This window comes from Salinicoccus sesuvii, assembly GCF_042648145.1.
In the GTDB taxonomy this organism is placed as follows: Bacteria; Bacillota; Bacilli; order Staphylococcales; family Salinicoccaceae; genus Salinicoccus; species Salinicoccus sesuvii.
In genome coordinates this window covers 330,944-349,179 of sequence record NZ_JBHRWV010000002.1, presented here as the reverse complement: position 1 = coordinate 349,179, position 18,236 = coordinate 330,944, and the positions used below count along the sequence as shown (strand labels likewise).

Annotated in this window: 22 protein-coding genes and 1 other RNA gene; 21 read left to right on the top strand and 2 right to left on the bottom strand. The window is 44.2% G+C overall.

From position 1 onward, the window contains the following. Positions 1-131: 131 nt before the first annotated feature. On the bottom strand, positions 132-2,597 hold the full coding sequence (locus ACFOJ8_RS04425) for a transglycosylase domain-containing protein (protein ID WP_380653820.1): 2,466 nt from the start codon (positions 2,595-2,597) through the stop codon (positions 132-134). Between the two features lie 3 nt (positions 2,598-2,600). Beyond that, the gene (recU, locus tag ACFOJ8_RS04420) at positions 2,601-3,212 is read right to left on the bottom strand and encodes a Holliday junction resolvase RecU (protein WP_380653817.1); all 612 of its coding nucleotides are present in this window, start codon (positions 3,210-3,212) and stop codon (positions 2,601-2,603) included. 97 nt (positions 3,213-3,309) lie between these two features. Here recU and ACFOJ8_RS04415 point away from each other — a divergent pair, with 97 nt between their 5' ends. From ACFOJ8_RS04415 to deoD, 21 genes are all read left to right on the top strand, one after another. Further along, positions 3,310-3,639, top strand: coding sequence for a DUF1798 family protein (locus ACFOJ8_RS04415; protein ID WP_380653815.1), 330 nt, complete (start codon positions 3,310-3,312; stop codon positions 3,637-3,639). Next, positions 3,636-4,175, top strand: a complete 540-nt coding sequence (locus ACFOJ8_RS04410) for an SLOG family protein (RefSeq protein ID WP_380653812.1) — start codon at positions 3,636-3,638, stop codon at positions 4,173-4,175. Before ACFOJ8_RS04415 ends, ACFOJ8_RS04410 begins: the two co-directional genes overlap by 4 nt. A gap of 4 nt (positions 4,176-4,179) precedes the next feature. Beyond that, the gene (gene gpsB, locus ACFOJ8_RS04405; RefSeq protein WP_380653809.1) at positions 4,180-4,506 is read left to right on the top strand and encodes a cell division regulator GpsB; all 327 of its coding nucleotides are present in this window, start codon (positions 4,180-4,182) and stop codon (positions 4,504-4,506) included. A 10-nt stretch (positions 4,507-4,516) separates the two neighbouring features. After that, an RNA gene (gene rnpB, locus ACFOJ8_RS04400) (RNase P RNA component class B) lies at positions 4,517-4,905 on the top strand. A 98-nt stretch (positions 4,906-5,003) separates the two neighbouring features. After that, positions 5,004-6,131, top strand: a complete 1,128-nt coding sequence (locus ACFOJ8_RS04395; RefSeq protein WP_380653806.1) for a THUMP domain-containing class I SAM-dependent RNA methyltransferase — start codon at positions 5,004-5,006, stop codon at positions 6,129-6,131. Between the two features lie 4 nt (positions 6,132-6,135). Beyond that, the gene (locus ACFOJ8_RS04390; protein WP_380653803.1) at positions 6,136-9,510 is read left to right on the top strand and encodes a dynamin family protein; all 3,375 of its coding nucleotides are present in this window, start codon (positions 6,136-6,138) and stop codon (positions 9,508-9,510) included. Further along, positions 9,507-10,373, top strand: a complete 867-nt coding sequence (locus tag ACFOJ8_RS04385; protein WP_380653801.1) for a sulfurtransferase — start codon at positions 9,507-9,509, stop codon at positions 10,371-10,373. Before ACFOJ8_RS04390 ends, ACFOJ8_RS04385 begins: the two co-directional genes overlap by 4 nt. Beyond that, positions 10,366-11,238, top strand: a complete 873-nt coding sequence (locus ACFOJ8_RS04380; RefSeq protein WP_380653798.1) for a 5'-3' exonuclease — start codon at positions 10,366-10,368, stop codon at positions 11,236-11,238. Before ACFOJ8_RS04385 ends, ACFOJ8_RS04380 begins: the two co-directional genes overlap by 8 nt. Before the next feature lie 11 nt (positions 11,239-11,249). Then, positions 11,250-11,645, top strand: a complete 396-nt coding sequence (locus tag ACFOJ8_RS04375; RefSeq protein ID WP_380653795.1) for a ribonuclease HI family protein — start codon at positions 11,250-11,252, stop codon at positions 11,643-11,645. Between the two features lie 64 nt (positions 11,646-11,709). Continuing rightward, a complete protein-coding gene (locus tag ACFOJ8_RS04370) occupies positions 11,710-11,883 on the top strand; it encodes a zinc-finger domain-containing protein (RefSeq protein ID WP_145286435.1) in 174 nt (57 codons plus the stop codon). Positions 11,884-11,893: 10 nt separating this feature from the next. Continuing rightward, on the top strand, positions 11,894-12,178 hold the full coding sequence (locus ACFOJ8_RS13295) for a NifU N-terminal domain-containing protein (RefSeq protein ID WP_449329068.1): 285 nt from the start codon (positions 11,894-11,896) through the stop codon (positions 12,176-12,178). Between the two features lie 32 nt (positions 12,179-12,210). Continuing rightward, complete coding sequence (locus ACFOJ8_RS04365) at positions 12,211-13,002, top strand: virulence factor (protein WP_449329067.1); 792 nt, start codon at positions 12,211-12,213, stop codon at positions 13,000-13,002. A gap of 1 nt (position 13,003) precedes the next feature. Then, the gene (locus ACFOJ8_RS04360) at positions 13,004-13,441 is read left to right on the top strand and encodes a BrxA/BrxB family bacilliredoxin (protein ID WP_380653792.1); all 438 of its coding nucleotides are present in this window, start codon (positions 13,004-13,006) and stop codon (positions 13,439-13,441) included. Positions 13,442-13,657: 216 nt separating this feature from the next. After that, positions 13,658-14,611, top strand: coding sequence for a thymidylate synthase (locus ACFOJ8_RS04355; protein WP_380653790.1), 954 nt, complete (start codon positions 13,658-13,660; stop codon positions 14,609-14,611). 10 nt (positions 14,612-14,621) lie between these two features. Continuing rightward, a complete protein-coding gene (locus ACFOJ8_RS04350) occupies positions 14,622-15,101 on the top strand; it encodes a dihydrofolate reductase (protein ID WP_380653788.1) in 480 nt (159 codons plus the stop codon). A gap of 13 nt (positions 15,102-15,114) precedes the next feature. Beyond that, positions 15,115-15,660 (top strand): DUF2140 family protein, encoded by a 546-nt coding sequence (locus ACFOJ8_RS04345; protein ID WP_380653785.1) that lies wholly within the window; start codon positions 15,115-15,117, stop codon positions 15,658-15,660. Between the two features lie 23 nt (positions 15,661-15,683). After that, the gene (gene msrA, locus ACFOJ8_RS04340) at positions 15,684-16,202 is read left to right on the top strand and encodes a peptide-methionine (S)-S-oxide reductase MsrA (RefSeq protein ID WP_380653782.1); all 519 of its coding nucleotides are present in this window, start codon (positions 15,684-15,686) and stop codon (positions 16,200-16,202) included. Positions 16,203-16,204: 2 nt separating this feature from the next. Beyond that, positions 16,205-16,630: a peptide-methionine (R)-S-oxide reductase MsrB gene (gene msrB / locus ACFOJ8_RS04335; protein WP_380653779.1), complete on the top strand. Its 426-nt coding sequence runs from the start codon at positions 16,205-16,207 to the stop codon at positions 16,628-16,630. 36 nt (positions 16,631-16,666) lie between these two features. Further along, complete coding sequence (locus ACFOJ8_RS04330; protein ID WP_380653776.1) at positions 16,667-17,167, top strand: PTS sugar transporter subunit IIA; 501 nt, start codon at positions 16,667-16,669, stop codon at positions 17,165-17,167. Continuing rightward, positions 17,167-17,388, top strand: coding sequence for a YozE family protein (locus ACFOJ8_RS04325; protein ID WP_380653773.1), 222 nt, complete (start codon positions 17,167-17,169; stop codon positions 17,386-17,388). Before ACFOJ8_RS04330 ends, ACFOJ8_RS04325 begins: the two co-directional genes overlap by 1 nt. Positions 17,389-17,424: 36 nt before the next feature. Further along, positions 17,425-18,144, top strand: a complete 720-nt coding sequence (gene deoD / locus ACFOJ8_RS04320; protein WP_380653770.1) for a purine-nucleoside phosphorylase — start codon at positions 17,425-17,427, stop codon at positions 18,142-18,144. Positions 18,145-18,236 lie beyond the last annotated feature (92 nt).

Genomic DNA, 18,236 nt, shown 5'->3' with positions numbered 1-18,236 from the left:
TGTCGAATTGCGCAAGATTGCCGCATAAAAAGCTGAGATTCTAATCAATTAGAATCTCAGCAAAAATTATTTTATTCATCTGTAAACTTTAGTGGTCTCAGGTCAACACTAGATTCCAATGGCTTTTTTATTTATGATGCTTCATCGATTTCTTCTGTGGTTTCTTCAGTCGGTTCCTCGACCGGCTGAGTCTCTTCGACCGTTTCTTCGGAACTACTTTCTACAGTTGGTTCTTCGGTAGTCTGTTCAACGGTCTCCTCAATCGTTTCTTGGACTGTCTGCTCCTCGGTTGCCTCTTCTGTGGAAGGCTCTGAAGTTCTTGGTTCCTCGGTTGTTTCTTCTTCGGTTTCTTCCTCAGCGGCGGATTCCGACGTCTCGGTTTCCTGAGTTGGCTGCTCAGCCGTTTCTTCAGGTTCGATAGTGACTTCAGACGGTTCTTCTGTTGCTTCGACTGTCTGTGCTGGTTGCGCATTTCTTGATCCTTCTCTAGAAGTATCATCCGACTTGACATCTTCACTGCCTCTGACGGCGAGCGCACCGTTATCTTCTATTACGCTGTCGGGACGATCAAAGTCCTGTCCATTATATGTGCTGATTGATTGCATAACATCTCTAAAGAACCACTGTGGGGTGATATGCTCATCTGCCCCAACAAACGAAGTTTCACCACCGGCTTTCGTCGCTGTAAAACCAGTCCATAGGCTCATTGTATATTCTGGGGTATAGCCTACAATCCAAGCATCTTTGGCCGAATTATCCGGTAAGTCATATTCTTCTCTATCTTCTCTACTGTAAGAGGTTGTACCCGTCTTGCCGGCAATATTTAATCCGTTCATCTGGATATAGTCGGCGCTACCGTACGATTCGAAGGTACCTTTTAGCATATCCGTTAGCATGTATGCCGTATAGTCCTCCATAGCTTCTTCACCTTCGTTTTCAAACTCGATTGTTTCGCCTTCATTGGTGACAATATGACGAATCGACTGCGCTGCATTATATGTGCCGCCATTCCCGAGAGTGGCATAGGCTTCAGCCATCTGAAGAGGTGTAAAGCGTGACTCATAGCCGCCAAGCACGTCATTAAATGACAAAGTATAGTCGCCATCTGCTTTCCCACTGTAATCGAGCCCGACGTTTTCGGCAAACTCTCTTGGTGCATCTTCTCCTGCCTCATCTTTTACTGCTTCAAATGTTTTGACAGCTGGTATATTAAGACTCTGTCTCAGAGCATCACGCGCTGTGACTGTACCGTGATCTTGGCCATCATAGTTGTAGATGGTATTCTCAAAGCCATCCGGCTGGTATTCGTACTCATCTTCTATCAGATGATCCGTCCGCCACTGCATGTTTTCAATGGCCGGTCCGTAAGCCAGGAACGGTTTCATCGTCGAACCAACATTCTTTTCAACCAGTGCTTGATTATGCATGACTACTTCCCGGTAATCTCGTCCGCCAGATATCGCCACGAGGTTGCCTGTCTCAGTATCCAGTATGGTGGAGGCCATGTTGAAATCTTCGCTTTGGAACTTCGGATTATAGTAGTAGTCTCTGTTATCGACCATCGTCTGCAACTGGCGCTGGACGCCGCTGTCCATATTGGTATAGATGGATATACCGCTGGCAAGCGCTTCGCCGACTTCCATATTTCTGAATGTATCATTCGTTTGGAGTTCCTGCTTTACGACATTGATGTATGCCGCATATTCCGGATCATCGGGTTCACTGGAGGCACGATCCTCCTCGGAGCGCTCAACCAGGTTGGCAGTAATATCTGTTTCGATTGCTTCGTTATATTCGGCCTCGGTGATGCGTTCATGATGGCGCATCAAGCTAAGCACTGTTCTGGCACGATTGGTACCGAGTTCCGCGTCTACGTAAAGATTGTATCTATTTGGCAGCTGTGGCAGTCCTGCGAGATACGCAGTTTCTGCCAAATTCAGATCCTCAAGATCCTTTTCGAAATAGTAGTCTGCTGCTGTTCGTATACCGTATATGCCATCCGAATAATAAATCTTATTCATATACATCTCAAGAATTTCATCCTTCGAGTATTCCTGCTCCAATCGGTAGGAGAGGTAGGCTTCTTGGGCTTTTCTTTCCAATGATTTATCTGCAGTCAGAAATACACGCTTCACCACTTGCTGAGTGATTGTACTTGCACCTTGGCTACCGAAACCATCTGTGATGTTATTGAGCACTGCGCCGCCGAGCCTTACAAAATCGATGGCGCCGTGATCATAGAAACGATTGTCCTCAACAGCAAGCACCGCGTCCGTCACGTGAGTCGGCGTATCCTCTATATCGATGAGCTGCCGCTCCTGTCCTTCATACAAGGTTGTAACCAGTTCGTCATTCATATCGTAGATTCGTGCGGGAATCGGGTCTTGCAGTTTTTCTTCGCTGAAGGCGGGCGCCCGTGATGCGTAGAATGCAAACAAGAATGAACCTACCACAAGCATCACAAGACCGATGAGGACCACCCACAGTACGATACGTTTAATGAGTGATGCTCTGGAACGGCGCGCACCTTTCTTCTTTGCGGATGTACTGCTTTTACGGGAAGACTTTTTCGCACTTCGTTTATAGTTCTGTTCCATACACTATTCTCCATTCTCGAAATAAAATTCGTCGACTGCGTCCAAATAGCTGATTCTCGGGTTCATCCCTTGTTTCAGCAGTAGGGCCGATGCTTTTATATCCTGATATCTGATGGATTTCCTGCCACCCTCCTGGAAAAGATCCCAAAAGGGTAGGAAATGTTCAATCGGCATCAGATAAGATTCGTCGTACAATGAGAACCGGATGATGATGAACACCACGCCACCCTGTTCATGACACTGTTTCATGTGATTGACCTGATGTGCGTGTATATTGATGAAGGGGAACCGCTGGTCATTCCGTGTTTCTTTTGCTTCAAAATCTATATACCTTCCTCTGTAGACACCGTTATAGTCACTGGTGGAGGGGACCTTGAAATATGCTTCATCAATTTTAGCTTTATTTCTGGAAGGATAGTCGACGTTGACGATTTGGACAGGGGTCGGCTTCTTATGTATTACAGCGCGACCGCTTTCCAAATAGTACTGGTTTGTCTGATCCAAATCCTTCTCAAGTGTCATGCCTCTTTGGCCGTATTTAATACCACCATCAAATGAGCGGCCGCTTTTAGCTGGGCGCTTCGCCTGTGATTTGATGCCCTTCGGATATTTCATATGCATCGCCTTTCATTATTCTGTATGATGATAATATAATATTATACAATATAATGGTGGAATTAAACCATTGATAATTATAGGGAGTGTGGCATTTTTGTCAAGAAATGCATCTTTTAAAGAACTGCGTGATCTGCTTGATGCGGTCGACCGCAGATATCATATGGCCAAAGACGGCTATCAATTCGACTTCACTACTGAAATCTCACCGTTTCTCGATGAAAACAAAGAACGTGTGGCACAGATTGGCACCATCGATACAGATTTCAGATTCAATCCCGTAACACGTCAAAAGATGGTCGAGGAGTTTATGGAACTGCTGATGGCCTGCCATGAAAAACGTTTCAGTGTCAAACTCTACAAAGAGAAGTATAAGTTCATCAATATGTGGCTCGCGCACGTAGAACGGGAAGGGCTGATCGAATGAAGACGCTCGTGACAGGCTATCGTCCCTACGAGCTCGGCATATTTAAGGAGACACAAAAAGAAGTTGAGGTCCTGAAGGACTTCATGAGAGAGAAAGTGCGCGCTTATGCTGAGACCGGTACTGAATGGTTCATCCTCCAAGGGTTTACAGGGATCGAATTCTATGCTGCTGAGGCGATGATTGAACTGCGGGAAGCCTATGGTTTCAAATTCTGCGTATTAAAACCATTCCATAAGTTTAATGACAGGTACAAAGAAGAAGATCAGGCGAAGCTCCAGCATATTTTGGAGGAAAGTGATTTCCACCGGTTTGTCTATGACCGGGAGTATAAATCCCCGAAAATGTTCAGAATCATCAGCCAGTTTCTCATTGAGCACTCGGATCAGGCACTTGTCATCTATGATGACGAGGTGCCGGCAAAAACGCGCTTCATATATGATCAAATGCTTGAATTCCAGATGAATAATCCGTATAATATTGAAAGAATACAATTTGACGAAATCAATGCTTTCATAGATTCCGCTTATGAGAGGTGAAAGAATGAGCGAATATACATTGAAATTATCAGCAAAAGATATATTCGAGAAAGAATTTGAGAAGTCTGTCAGGGGCTTCAAGCCGATAGAAGTAGATAGTTTCCTAGATGATGTAATCAGCGACTATCAAAAAATGGCTGACATGAACAACAGTCTAAAACGGCTTGAGGATGAGAATGCACGTTTGAAAAAAGAAGTAGAGGAACTTAGGATCCGTGTCGCCACGAAGTCGAGATCGGTCGACAATCAGACACAGAACCACCAGATAGACATTTTGAAGAGACTCAGCAACCTGGAAAAGAAAGTATTTGGTCAGTCCAAAGTAAATTGATTTGACGCGGTATCTCGGATAATCGCTATGCACCATGTGCATAGAGGAAAGTCCATGCTCACACGATTCTGAGATGATCGTAGTGTTCGTGCTTGACGAAGAAATAAGTCAAGGCAGTACGTTTTATAACGGCTGACGGCTGTGACCGGTCCTAAGTGCCAAGCATATGGATCCAGTAACTATAAAAGTGCCACAGTGACGTAGCTTCTGTAGAAATATAGAAGGTGGAACGCGGTAAACCCCTCGAGTGAGCAATCCAAATTTGGTAGGAGCACTTTCCAATGGGAATTCAACCAGCGGAAGGATACTACAGTGTAGTATAGACAGATGATTATCACCAATGTGCGAGTGTAACTAGTACACGTCCTAGCACAGCGGTACAGAACATGGCTTATAGAGATACCGGACTAGCTACGCTCTCCATTACGAATGGAGAGCTTTTATTTTATAATGAATTTGAACTACATATAAACTTCCATAAAAGAGAGGGTTTTTTGATGCAATTCAAACTGCTGGCAAATACACCGATGGGCATCGAGCGTGTCGTTGCAAATGAGATAGAGGCACTCGGCTATGAAACACGTCTTGAGAATGGACGGGTCTATTTTGAGGGCGATGAGATGGCAATCATCCGGACAAACTTGATGATGCGCACCGCCGACCGGATCCGTATCATCATCGGTGACTTCGATGTACTCACTTTCGATGAACTGTTCGAGAAGACCAAAGCACTGCCATGGTCCGACATTCTCGGTCCATCCGCCGAATTCCCGGTGACGGGTCGCTCCCATAAGTCCACACTCTACAGCGTGCCGGACGTGCAGCGTATCGTCAAAAAGGCGATTGTCGAACATTTGAAGGAGGCGTTCAGCATTAAAAGTAAACTCCCCGAGACAGGACCACGCTATAAGGTGGATATCCAAATCCTGAAAGATCGTGCTGTACTGACGATAGACACCAGTGGAGATGCTCTGCACAAGCGGGGCTACCGTACTGCTCAGGGTGAGGCACCAATTAAGGAGACGCTTGCTGCGACAATGCTTGGTCTTGCCAATTATGATGGCACAAGTCCACTCATTGACCCATTTACAGGTTCAGGCACTATCGCTATTGAAGCAGCGATGATGGCACTGAATATCGCACCGGGATCCAACCGAACGTTTGATGCTGAGAAATGGGATATCATCCCGGAAGCCGACTGGATCCGCGTGCGTATGGAACTCGAAGAAGCGGCACACTATGACCGTGATGTGAAGATATATGCCTCCGACAATGATCCCGAAATGATCCGGATTGCCAGAGACAATGCCATGGAAGTTGGCCTACTCGATAACATCGAGTTCAAGGTGCTTGATGTTCATGATCTTGAGATTACCGAGGGAAATGTCCAGATCGTTACCAATCCACCTTATGGTGAACGTATCGGTGAAGCAAAGGCAGTGGAAGAAATGTATCGCACACTCGGCGAACTCATGCGCGCGCACCCTTCACTCAGTCTCTATCTGATGACTTCAAACAAAATGTTCGAGCATATCGTAAACAAGAAAGCGACTAAACGACGCAAGCTCTTTAATGGCTATATCGAAACAACCTACTTCCAATACTGGGGAAAGCGGGAGGAATGACCAAGTGGCAGCGACAGGGACACTCGATACATTATATAAACTGAAAAAAGAGATACTGAAGTCCGATAATGATGTACTTGTTTCACAGATCGACCATGCCATTATGAAGACTTATAAAGATCAGCTCGTATTTTCATTTATCGGCCACTATTCAGCGGGTAAATCGAGCTTGATCAATCATTTGCTCGACCAAGATATCCTGCCATCTTCCCCCGTACCCACCACAAGCAATACCGTTTCAGTCGAAATTGGAACGGAACAAGAGATACAGGCTTTTGTCGACCAGTACAGGTATATCCCACTCGCAAGCTACGCAGAACTCAGAAACCTCAATACTAGGGACCTTGACATCACATCCATCTCGATGAATGTATCTCATCCACAATTCAGTGATCGTACGGTATTCCAGGATACCCCGGGGGTTGATTCTAATACACGCAGTCACGAAGAAAGTGCTAACCGCTTTCTCTTAAATAGTGATTACATCTTCTTTACCGTCGAATACAACCATGTGGAGAGTGAGCACAACATGAAGCTCCTCAAGGAAATCTCGGAACTAGAGATTCCTTTTTCTTTAATCATCAACCAGATTGACAAGCACGATGATGCGGAACTCTTGATGGAGACTTTCATGTCGCGGATCAAAAAGACACTCGGGCACTGGAATGTAGCACCTGCCCATATTTTTACTACTTCGATTTATGAAACTAGCCATAACGAAGTGGAGCAGGTTTGCCAGGAGATTGTAAGTATAGAAGCAGACCGACCTGCCTATCAGGAGCGCTACCATGATCGTATCATACACAATATCGAGTACAGACAGCTACAGTACCTAGAGGACATTGCATACGATATAGAGACAACACTCGAGCTTACTACATCACCGACAATGGAAGCAGTGGATGAACAAATCACCTATCTCGATAACGCGCTCGGCAACAATGCTCTCTCCCGCATGCATGAAGACGAAGCGGCACTCCGCACGCACGTCCAGTCGGCCTTAAAGGACATCGTTACGAACAGCTATCTCTATCCACATCAGGTTAAAACAGCGATAGAAGACTACTTGAGAGCAAGAGCAGGGGAGATACAGCCCGGTGGTCTGTTCGGTAAGAAGAAGAAGGCACAGGCGCTCGTTGAATCATACAAGCAACAAATCGGGGATGAGATTGGCCCGGTACTCCAAACAGAGATCAATGCACCAATCAATTCACTATTCGACACGCTCCGTCTGCGTGGTGCGCCTTTCAAGTACACTTGGAAGGCGGACCTACTCATAGAAGAAGGTATCACGGCATTGTCGTCCGCATATATCTCGAACTATTTGGACAAGTTGAAGCGGGCGATAGGGTCAGATATCACTAAACTCGCGATGGAGCATATGGCGGAACTTGAAATTGAAATGCAGACGCAGACTGCTGGATCCCTTGAGCTCACTAGTACACTTGAAAGCTACACGTCGCTAAAGCGAGTATTCGAACTTATCCAATCAATCCAGACACAAAACTACAGGCACTTCTACATCCACTTAGATGATGAAATGGAGAAGCTGGATATGACGGAGGCCATCAGTAAAGACTTCGGAGAAGTGCGCCCAAAGACCCCCAATCATCGGGACAATGCGACCGATACTCCGTCAGATGAGATGGATACCGCCTACTACCGTAAGCTTGTTGAAATATTGACAAAATACCCAAGATACGACGCGTATCGCAATATAATAATGGAGAAGCTTGAGCGGATTGAAAAGGGAGAAGTCAATATCAGCGTTTTCGGTGGATTCAGTGCCGGAAAGACGACATTTGTCAATGCACTGTTGGGCGGTGTGCATTTAACTACAAGCCCGAACCCGACGACTGCCACCATCACTGAAATTTCAGGCGGCACAGAGAGCCACGCACTATTTAAAACAGAAGCGGACCTTGTACAATCGCTTAAGGTGATCTCAAACAAAGAGGGTAGCACAGTCCAGGATTTCCTGCCTTGGGTAAAACAGAACCGGCGCAAGGTGAGCGAAGCCCACATTCCATTTATCGATGGTATCCTCTCCCACTATGATACACATAGTGCCCACCTCGGAAAGGACATTGTGATGGAAACTGCAGGCCTCATTGACATGATCAGCACGGATGAGGAAGCAATATTCATCCATAAGGCGTTCCTATCTATCGATACTGCATTTACAGACAGATTCACAATAATTGATTCTCCGGGCATCAATTCCATCAATGACCGTCACACTAAAGAGACAAATAGTACTATTGCCGGTAGTGACATGATCATCTATGTGTCCTACTACAACCATGTATTCAGCAAATCCGACGAACGCTTCTTGCAGTATATCAAATCGATCAAAGGGCCTGATTTCCCGATTCTCTTCATTGTCAACGCCGTTGATTTAATGCAGTCTGAGGAAGACCTCACTAAAGTACTCGGGTATATTCAAACTTCACTGGAAAAGCTTGAAATCTCCCACAGAATATTTCCGGTATCAAGCAGACAGGCCCTTGGGCCCGGAGACGCAAGATTTGACACTGCAAAAGATCAGATTGTTTCAATTGCCAGTCATAACGCGTCGTACATGCAGTACCAGTCTATGCAAGAGACGGCTAGGCAACTACAGCGCACTGTTGAGGGTAACAAACAACGATACCACGACCAGCATAAAATGCAGGCGGAGATCGAGGCAGCAAGAAGCCGTTCAATTGAGGCAATTGATGGTTTTACAGCAACTGCTACTGCACCGACACTTCACCAGGAGCTTGATATCATCCTATCTCATACAAAGAAGCAGCTGACATTGAAACTCTACGACCAGTTAAAAGGTCTGATTTCTCCATCTGACATGAATGATGCACGCTTTATATCCGATAACCAGGCTTATCTTGTAAACACCATCAATCACCATCTTGGACTTGAAACAGCAACAAGTTTCAATGCCATCTATCATAAAGCACAACGAGAGATCGATCAGATGGTTGGGCAACTGAACGAAGGTCTTAAGGAAACGCAAACAGCTCAGCGTGTCGATACCAGCTACGGTGAATATGCACAGCCAAGTATCGAAATCGATGCATCGCAGCTTATCCAGTATGAAAAGCCGCTTGCACGTGTTAAAAACAGAATGAAGGATTTCCGTAGTTTGCTTCTTGAGCTTTCTGAAGCTATTATCAACTCTATCGATGATACAAAAATGAAAGACGAAATGGTCCATATGATCGATGACTATCTAAAAACAGTGGATGAGCGTATGGGAGATCAACTCGTTGCTGTCAGACAGGCACTGTCAGAGCCACTGCCTGAAATCAGTCAGGCAGACCACGAGGCGGACATAACCCTTGCTGAGGCAATAAGTCACTTGGAAGGAGTTACTACATGACTATTATAGATAGAACAACCGTAGCCGAACATGATTTCAACACGCTCACCTTGGTGGATTGCCGCAATGTCATGGATGATTTAACTGGGTCAGTGGATAAGGTAGCTGAGTTTCCGGTAGCTGGCACTGTACATATTCCACAGTACCCTTGGATGTTCGATCGGGAGGGGCTCAATCGGGGGAGACACCCGATACCGGTTAAAAGTGTCGTCAAGACACTCCATGAGGCATTGTCAAAGTCATCAATGCAGATGCCGGTCTTATTCGACGGGGAACAACAGTTCTTCCATACGCGCCTATATTATCTATTCAGACTGTATGGTTTAGATGCTTTGTTATGGAATGATTCGCTCGAGCAGCTTAACATGCTGACGGCATCAGTCGGCGGAACGATACCCGAACTGCCCGAAGCAGATTTTACCCGGACTGGAGACTATACCGACGTCGAAGTCGGGTTGCTTGTGCTTATGGAGGATGTGAAAAGAGCTATTCAAGACGAAGATGTTCTTTTAATTGATGTTAGAAGCAGACCGCGGTACCTTGGGATCGAAGAACCCATTGATTTAAAAATGGGCCATATTCCTGGTGCTGTGAATATCCCATATGGCAATTTCTTCAGAGGTGGAAGAATAAACTTCGGTGCATGTAACCATATGCGCCATTTCCTCGACAGCTATAAGGAAATTATCGTATATTGCGGTTCCGGTATGAGTGCCACACCGCCGTTTTTAGTCCTCGGTGAAATGGGACTTCCGGTGCGTTTGTACGGGGGCAGCTTCTCAGAATGGATAACAGACGATGAAAATAGTATCGAAAGTGGGGACGCCCCACTGAATGAAAGGATTCTATCTCTGAATGAATAACAATATACTTGTAGTAGATGGCATGGCACTGCTCTTCCGTCATTTCTATGCGACCAGTTTTCGGCAGCAGTTCATGTATAATGCGTATAATAGGCCGACCAATGGTGTCCAAGGCGTCGTCCGGCATGTTCTGAAGCTTGTGGAGACGCTAAGACCAGAGCACCTGGTCATCACTTGGGATATGGGGGCAAAGACGGTCAGGAATGACTGGTATGCAGACTATAAGAAAGATAGAGTGGCACCGCCGGATGAACTCATCCCACAGTTTGATCATGTCAAAGAGGTACTTGATGCCCTTGGCATGTTCCAGATTGGAATGAAAGGATATGAAGCCGACGATATTATCGGTACATTATCCAAAGAGTATGATAATATCGTCATCGTTAGCGGAGATAAGGACCTCCTACAATTGCTCGACGATCACAACGAACTGTGGTTGACGAAGAAAGGTTATACAGTATATGACCAATATACAAAATCCCGGTTTGAAGCGGAGCATGGTATAACTCCAGAGCAATTCATTGATGTCAAGGCACTGATGGGGGATGCAAGCGATGGTTACAAAGGGGTCAAAGGTATTGGAGAAAAGACTGCATTCAAACTGATCCGCGAGTTTGGAAGTGTTGAGCATATCCTTACACAGCTTGACACATTGACACCATCTATCCGTAACAAGATAGAAAGTGATATTGAGTCGCTCAAGATTTCTCAGAGACTAGCGCGCATCATCACCGATGTACCGGTCGATTTTAGACATATAGAGCAAAATAGTGTGCTCAGCATTTCAAAAACTGAACTTCAAGCTATACTTGATGATCATGACCTCGCAATCAGCAGCAAGTTTGTCGGAACTTTGGATCTATAGGAGGTGAGTGCATGACACGTGCTTATATAGATGCAGCTGCGTCCATGCAGCCGAAAATGGCTGCTGGTGCAGTCGTATTCAAAGATGACGGGATGAATCACGAATTTACCAAGTTTCTAGGAGAGATGGACAACCACGAAGCCGAATGGGCTACATTAGAATTCGCTGTGGAGAAAGCGATCGAACACTCGATTACTTCTCTTATTGTCTATACCGATTCAAAAATCATAGCCGATAGCTTTGATAAAAACCACGTAAAGCATCCAGTCTTCAGAAAATATTTTGACAGCATCTCTGCTGATCTAAAAAAATTTGATCTCTTTCTGATCAGCTGGACACCGAGAGGCAAAAACCGACAAGCTGATGAACGTGCAAAGGAATTACTTTATAAACATAAGGAAGGCTGACCTACCGAGATCAGTCTTTTTTTATACGTTAAAATTCGGTATAATCACCTAAGGAGGTTGAAAAGTGAATATCGAAGTACTGGATAAGATTAATGCCCTTGAAGAAAAATACTGCCAAGGTTGCCTTCTGAAAGAACTCAACCGCGCAGATGGCAGCAAGACGGCTGCACATAATTTCTGCATTCACGAGTGTTCGGTCGGCATCGCCATACGATCACACGGAAACGAACTGCAATAGGAGGACTCACATGGAAATCATTAAAATTGAACCAACACCAAGCCCAAATACAATGAAAATCACAGTAAGTGAAGAAAAGCAGGAAATGAAATCATCCACGTATCGTGAAGTTTCCAGCGAGGCACCGGAATTCATTAACAAAGTGCTTGAGCTTGAAGATGTAACAAGCGTGTTCCACGCACTTAATTTCATTTCAGTCGACAAGTCACCAAAAGCCGACTGGGATACTCTGATACCGGAAATAGAAAAGACATTCAACTCTGAAGATCAGGATGTAAAAAAAAACCTCAATTAGATGATGATTTTGGTGCTGTCTCAACCGAAGTCTTGACTTTTAAGGATATACCTTATCAGATTAAGCTGAATGATGGCGAAGAACACAGGCAGCAACTTCCTGAGCGCTTTATGGAAGCTGTATCATCAGCCACACTGCCAGAGGACAACATCCTTCTGCTGAGGAAATGGGTTGACTATGGCATTAGATATGGCGCTCCTGATGAGGTTTTCAACGAAGTCTCCGAAGAAATCGAGGCGCTGCATGATCCGGAAAGTCTGAATCGTCTTATTGAGGAAGCAAAAGGCAAATCCACTCCCGAGCCCAAACGGTACTATAAGTGGTCTACAGAGGACTACAAGTCTAAGAAGGATTGGAAAGATCGTCTATGGTTGCTCAATCATATGGAGACACCGACTGCTGAAGACTACGAACTACTTTCATTAGCACTATCGGATGATAAGATGCAAGTAAGAAGAGAAGCAGTCAGCTTGCTTGCGATGATCGAGGAGAAGAAGACGCTGTCGTACTTAAAGCAGGCCCTAGAGGACCCTTCGGTGCCTGTGAGACGGACAGCAGGGGATGCGTATAGCGATCTCGGATACGAAGAAGGACTTGAAGACATGTACCCGCTACTCGGTGATAAAAGTGCAATTGTCCGCTGGCGCGCTGCAATGTTCATCTACGAAGTCGGAGACGAAAACAGTCTGCCGTATTTGAAGGCGTACAAGAATGATCCACAGTATGACGTCAGATTACAAATCGAGATGGCCATAGCCAGAATCGAACAAGGGGATGCTGCGCTTGGCAGCGTCTGGAAACAAATACAGGAAAGGAAGCGATAGTATGAATCCATACGAAGCATATATGAAAGAAATTGCACAGCCGATGCGTGATGAATTAACTCAAAGGTCTTTTGCGGATCTTACGACTGCTGAAGACGTTGATCAGTTCATGTCCAATATTGGCAAAGAAGAGACTGCATTCATCGTTATCAATAGCGTATGTGGATGTGCTGCTGGGTTAGCAAGACCGGCTGCAGTCACTGTCGCAGAACAAAATCCAGTTGGACCTGACAAAAGAGCGACTGTGTTTGCAGGGCAGGACAAAGAAGCGACAGAACGCATGCGCGAGTATGTGGGGCAGGCGCCTTCTAGTCCTTCCATGGCGCTGTTCAAAGGTGACTCACTCGTTCATTTCATCCCGCGTGAGCACATCGAAGGTCGCGATATCAATGACATCATGATGGATATAAAAGAAGCTTTCGATGAACATTGTGCATAATAAAAACAGGAAAGGCGATGGCCTTTCCTGTTTTTATTGATAAATATGAATGCTAGTCGAAAATGCTCATTGATGTCATATATAAAGCGAGCAGCGTGAGACCGATTGTCATAAGTACTTCCATTAGCTACACCTCGAGTAAATAGATTTAATCTTGTACGCACATTCATGTATTATTATATATAAAGAATCATAAAAAGAAAAGGGGAGGATAAAATGAATCCTTTCGATAGTGAATACCATACATTGATGAAGAAGATTATGGCAGAGGGTAAATACAAAAGTGACCGTACAGGCACTGGTACATATTCTATATTTGGATACCAAATGCGTTTCGATATGCAAGATGGATTCCCGTTGCTGACCACTAAAAAGGTGCTATTCAGGCTACTCGCCACTGAATTAATCTGGTTCATGCGTGGCGATACAAATATTCGATTCCTACTGCAGCACAACAACAACATCTGGAACGAATGGGCATTTAAGAATTGGGTGGAATCTGAAGAGTATGAGGGGCCGGACATGTCTGATTTTGGTATCCGAGCCCAGCAGAACAGTGATTTTCGCGAGGTCTATGAGAAGGAAATGGAAACATTCAAATCACGAATTCTCGAAGACGATGATTTCGCCAATAAATATGGGGATCTTGGCAATGTTTACGGCAGGCAGTGGCGCGCGTGGGAAGGTCCGGACGGTAGCTTCACCGATCAACTGAAGAATGTCGTCAACAGCATCAGAAATAATCCCGACTCAAGGCGCCATATCGTGACGGCGTGGAATCCGGCTGAAATCGATACAATGGCATTGCCACCATGTCATGCCTTCTTCCAGTTTTATGTTAATGAAGGAAAATTGAGTCTTCAGCTCTATCAAAGGAGTGGGGATGTTTTTCTCGGTGTCCCTTTTAACATCGCGAGCTACGCGCTACTACTAAAGCTTGTAGCGCGTGAATGCAACCTTGAGGCGCACGAGTTTATCCATACGCTTGGTGATGCACACATATATAGTAATCATGTGGATGCGGTGGAAAAACAGCTCTCACGCGATGGTTTCAAGCCGCCCGAAATAAAAATAAACGGTGACCGCTCAATGTTCGATTTAGAATATGAGGATCTTGAAGTAGTGAACTACGAATCGCATTCTTATATAAAAGCCCCGATTGCGGTATAGGAGGAATAGAATGGTATCTTTGATTGTATGTCATTCAGCTCAGAACGTCATTGGTTACAAAAACAGCATGCCCTGGCATCTGCCCAACGACCTGAAACATGTAAAAAAGCTTACGGAAGGAAATACCATTGTCATGGGTCGGAAGACTTTTGAATCGATTGGCCGCCCTTTACCCAATCGGCGCAACGTGGTACTGACTCAGAATGAAGATTTCTCATATAAAGGTGTCGATATTATTCATAGTACCGATGATATCGAAGCACTGGAAGGCAAAGTGTTCATCTTCGGTGGTAGTGGTGTATACAATCAGACGATGCACCTAGTAGATGAAATGCATATAACACGCATTCACGAAACATTTGGTGGCGATACGTTCTTCCCGGAATACGACAGTTCCGAATGGGAACTCTTATCGAGTGAAGAAGGTATTGTTGATGAAAAAAATAGGTACCCGCACGAATTTCTACACTACAGGCGCACAAACTCATAAAGGAGTGTACTTTTTGAATATCTGGAAATGGCTATTCATCTTTTTACTGGCTCTAAATGTAGGTGTTATCATCTGGCTCTACACTTTGCTAAATGAAAACTATGAAGCGCCAGATTCTGAAAACGATAATTATACGTCCGAGGGATCGGGTATAGAAATAAAGATGAACAACGATGCGGTAGAATCCATACTTAACGAATCCATTAGTGACGAGAGCCTGTCAATTTCAATAGATGAAACAGGTATCTTACTTGATGCTGTTCAGGAAGTCTATGGATTTATGATCGATACATCAATCGCGCTCGATCCAATCTCAATTGGAGATCAAGTGGTATTTGAAGCAAGGAACATTAATGTAGCAGACCTTCCTTTGACGCAAGATATGCTATATTCATTAATCAGAGCACAAAGTGATTTGCCTGAAGGAATTCAATTCAGCGACACAGAACGTGCACTAATTGTCGATTCTAAAGCTTTAACAGATCAAATTGAGTGGGATGTAGAAGTCAATTCAATTGATTATGAGAATGATGAGTGGTATTTTTCTATAACAAGATAAAAGAAAATCAAGAGGTGAGCATTTTGGCAATAGCAACATTAGCAGGTGGATGTTTTTGGTGTCTCGTTAAACCGTTTGACCAATTTGAGGGAGTAAACTCCGTAGTTTCAGGTTACTCAAACGGGCATGTTGAAAATCCGACGTATCAACAGGTATCGACAGGAACAACAGGTCATGTCGAAGCAGTACAGATCGATTTCGATGAATCGGTAATGTCGTACGAGTATATACTCGATATTTTCTTCAAAACATTCGACCCTACAGACACAAACGGACAATTCGGCGATCGTGGACCACATTACGCACCAGGTATCTTCTATCATGATGAAGCACAAAAGCGTACCGCGGAAGAAGTCGTAGCTAAACTTGATGCGCAGAATATATTCAATGGTCCTATCAAGACTCCGATACTGCCTTATAAAAACTTCTACAGAGCAGAAGAAGAGCACCAAGACTTTTACAAGACGAATAGTGCGCATTATAATGCCTACTTTAAAGGATCAGGCAGAAAATCATTTATAGAAGAGCACTGGGGGAAATAACAATGGCAATCGAAAGAAGCGAATCTGAACTTACTGCGGCCGAGTATAATGTTATGAAGGAAAATGGAACTGAACCTCCATTTCAGAATGAATACTGGGACCATTACGAAGATGGGTTGTACGTGGATAAAATCAAAGGCACACCGCTTTTCACTTCACGAGATAAGTTTGCATCTGATTGCGGATGGCCAAGCTTTGCGAAATCAATTTCGGAAGACGTGTCGGAGCATTTCGACGATTCATTCGGTATGCGACGTACGGAAGTCAGAAGCGAATCATCTGATAGCCATCTCGGTCACGTTTTTGAAGATGGTCCAAAAGAGCTTGGTGGCTTGCGCTACTGCATTAACTCAGCTGCGCTCGATTTTATCCCTAAAGACGATCTTGAGGAAAAAGGATACGGAGAGTATTTGAAATACTTCAATTAAACATCACAATAATTTTATGGACAGGGGAGAAAGCACATGTTTAAAAATTTATTTGGAAAAAAGAACACCGCAGACAAAGAGTTAAAAATCACAAGTCCTTTGAATGGAAAATATGTTAAGCTGGAAGATATTCCAGATCCTGTTTTTGCTGAGAAAATGATGGGAGAAGGATTCGGTGTCGAACCGACAGATGGTGAAGTTGTTTCACCTGTTTCCGGAACTGTCATGCAAGTCTTTCCTACGAATCACGCAGTCGGCATCAAGACCGATAACGATATCGAACTACTCATCCACATCGGTCTTGAAACGGTCGCCATGGAAGGAAAAGGTTTCGAAGGTCATGTATCTGAGGGAGATAAAGTTGAGCAAGGAGACAAGCTTGTCACATTTGATATAGATCTGGTTAAAGCGGAGGCAAATAGTACAATATCTCCTGTCATTATTACAAATAGTGATATTCTCGATTCTTTCAGCCTTGAGGAAGTTAGTAGTCTGAATCGTGCAGATACGGTTGTTGCACGTGCCTCTATAAAATAATGAAAAATTATTCTTTCTACCAGTACATCAAGACAAGAAGAGGGGAAGCCTCGCCAATCGGTCGATTGGCGAGCTTCATTGTGGAAGATTCTATGTTTCCCAAGTATTCTGACGACTATCTCGAAATCTCTGAATATCTTGAGGAAAATCCTTATAGGGATATGCCACTCTCTTATTACGATTCAGCTTTTGATGACTATCAGAACTGGCTTTCTCACTAGATTCACATAAAAAAACAATCAGAGGAGATTTTATTCATGAGTATACACATCAATGCAAAAAAAGGTGACATCGCAGAAACGATTTTACTACCTGGTGATCCATTAAGAGCGAAATATATTGCAGAAACTTTCCTGGATGACGTTGTCTGTTATAATGAAGTGCGCAATATGCTTGGCTTCACAGGTTACTACAAAGGCAAGCGTATTTCAGTACAGGGGACTGGAATGGGTGTCCCATCCATATCTATATATATCCATGAACTCATGGCCGATTACGGAGTGAAGAACCTGATCCGTGTTGGTACATGCGGTGCGATACAAAAAGATGTTGAAGTAAGGGATGTTATTTTGGCGCAGAGCGCATCGTCCGACTCCTATCAGAACAGAAAACTTTTCAACAATATAGATTATGCACCGACTTCTGATTTTGAACTGCTACTCTCAAGTTATAATGAAGCTAAGAAAAAAGGATTGAATGTTAAAGTCGGTAATGTATTTACTGCGGACTCCTTCTACGATGAAAATGGTAATATTGAACAACTTGCAAAATACGGGGTTCTTGCTGTGGAAATGGAATCTAGCGCACTCTTTACAATCAGCAAGAAGTTTGATGCGAGAGCACTTTCCATTCTTACTGTATCAGATCATATCCTTACTGGAGAGGCTACATCAAGTGAGGAAAGACAGACCACTTTTAATGAAATGATTGAAGTGGCATTGGATGCGAGCCTTCCTTTTGCAGAAAAAGCTGAATAACATCCATCAAGAGCAGTGCGTAGCACTGTTCTTTTTCTTTAATTTTCTTGTATAAACTGGTAAACTGAAAAATAATTATTCAAGTAGAAATT

Bases quoted from the DNA above. Each gene is read 5' to 3' on its own strand.
- ACFOJ8_RS04425 (WP_380653820.1), bottom strand. From the start codon at position 2,597: ATGGAACAGAACTATAAACGAAGTGCGAAAAAGTCTTCCCGTAAAAGC.
- recU (WP_380653817.1), bottom strand. From the start codon at position 3,212: ATGAAATATCCGAAGGGCATCAAATCACAGGCGAAGCGCCCAGCTAAA.
- ACFOJ8_RS04410 (WP_380653812.1), top strand. From the start codon at position 3,636: ATGAAGACGCTCGTGACAGGCTATCGTCCCTACGAGCTCGGCATATTT.
- gpsB (WP_380653809.1), top strand. From the start codon at position 4,180: ATGAGCGAATATACATTGAAATTATCAGCAAAAGATATATTCGAGAAA.
- ACFOJ8_RS04395 (WP_380653806.1), top strand. From the start codon at position 5,004: ATGCAATTCAAACTGCTGGCAAATACACCGATGGGCATCGAGCGTGTC.
- ACFOJ8_RS04385 (WP_380653801.1), top strand. From the start codon at position 9,507: ATGACTATTATAGATAGAACAACCGTAGCCGAACATGATTTCAACACG.
- ACFOJ8_RS04380 (WP_380653798.1), top strand. From the start codon at position 10,366: ATGAATAACAATATACTTGTAGTAGATGGCATGGCACTGCTCTTCCGT.
- ACFOJ8_RS04375 (WP_380653795.1), top strand. From the start codon at position 11,250: ATGACACGTGCTTATATAGATGCAGCTGCGTCCATGCAGCCGAAAATG.
- ACFOJ8_RS13295 (WP_449329068.1), top strand. From the start codon at position 11,894: ATGGAAATCATTAAAATTGAACCAACACCAAGCCCAAATACAATGAAA.
- ACFOJ8_RS04360 (WP_380653792.1), top strand. From the start codon at position 13,004: ATGAATCCATACGAAGCATATATGAAAGAAATTGCACAGCCGATGCGT.
- ACFOJ8_RS04355 (WP_380653790.1), top strand. From the start codon at position 13,658: ATGAATCCTTTCGATAGTGAATACCATACATTGATGAAGAAGATTATG.
- ACFOJ8_RS04350 (WP_380653788.1), top strand. From the start codon at position 14,622: ATGGTATCTTTGATTGTATGTCATTCAGCTCAGAACGTCATTGGTTAC.
- msrB (WP_380653779.1), top strand. From the start codon at position 16,205: ATGGCAATCGAAAGAAGCGAATCTGAACTTACTGCGGCCGAGTATAAT.
- ACFOJ8_RS04330 (WP_380653776.1), top strand. From the start codon at position 16,667: ATGTTTAAAAATTTATTTGGAAAAAAGAACACCGCAGACAAAGAGTTA.
- ACFOJ8_RS04325 (WP_380653773.1), top strand. From the start codon at position 17,167: ATGAAAAATTATTCTTTCTACCAGTACATCAAGACAAGAAGAGGGGAA.
- deoD (WP_380653770.1), top strand. From the start codon at position 17,425: ATGAGTATACACATCAATGCAAAAAAAGGTGACATCGCAGAAACGATT.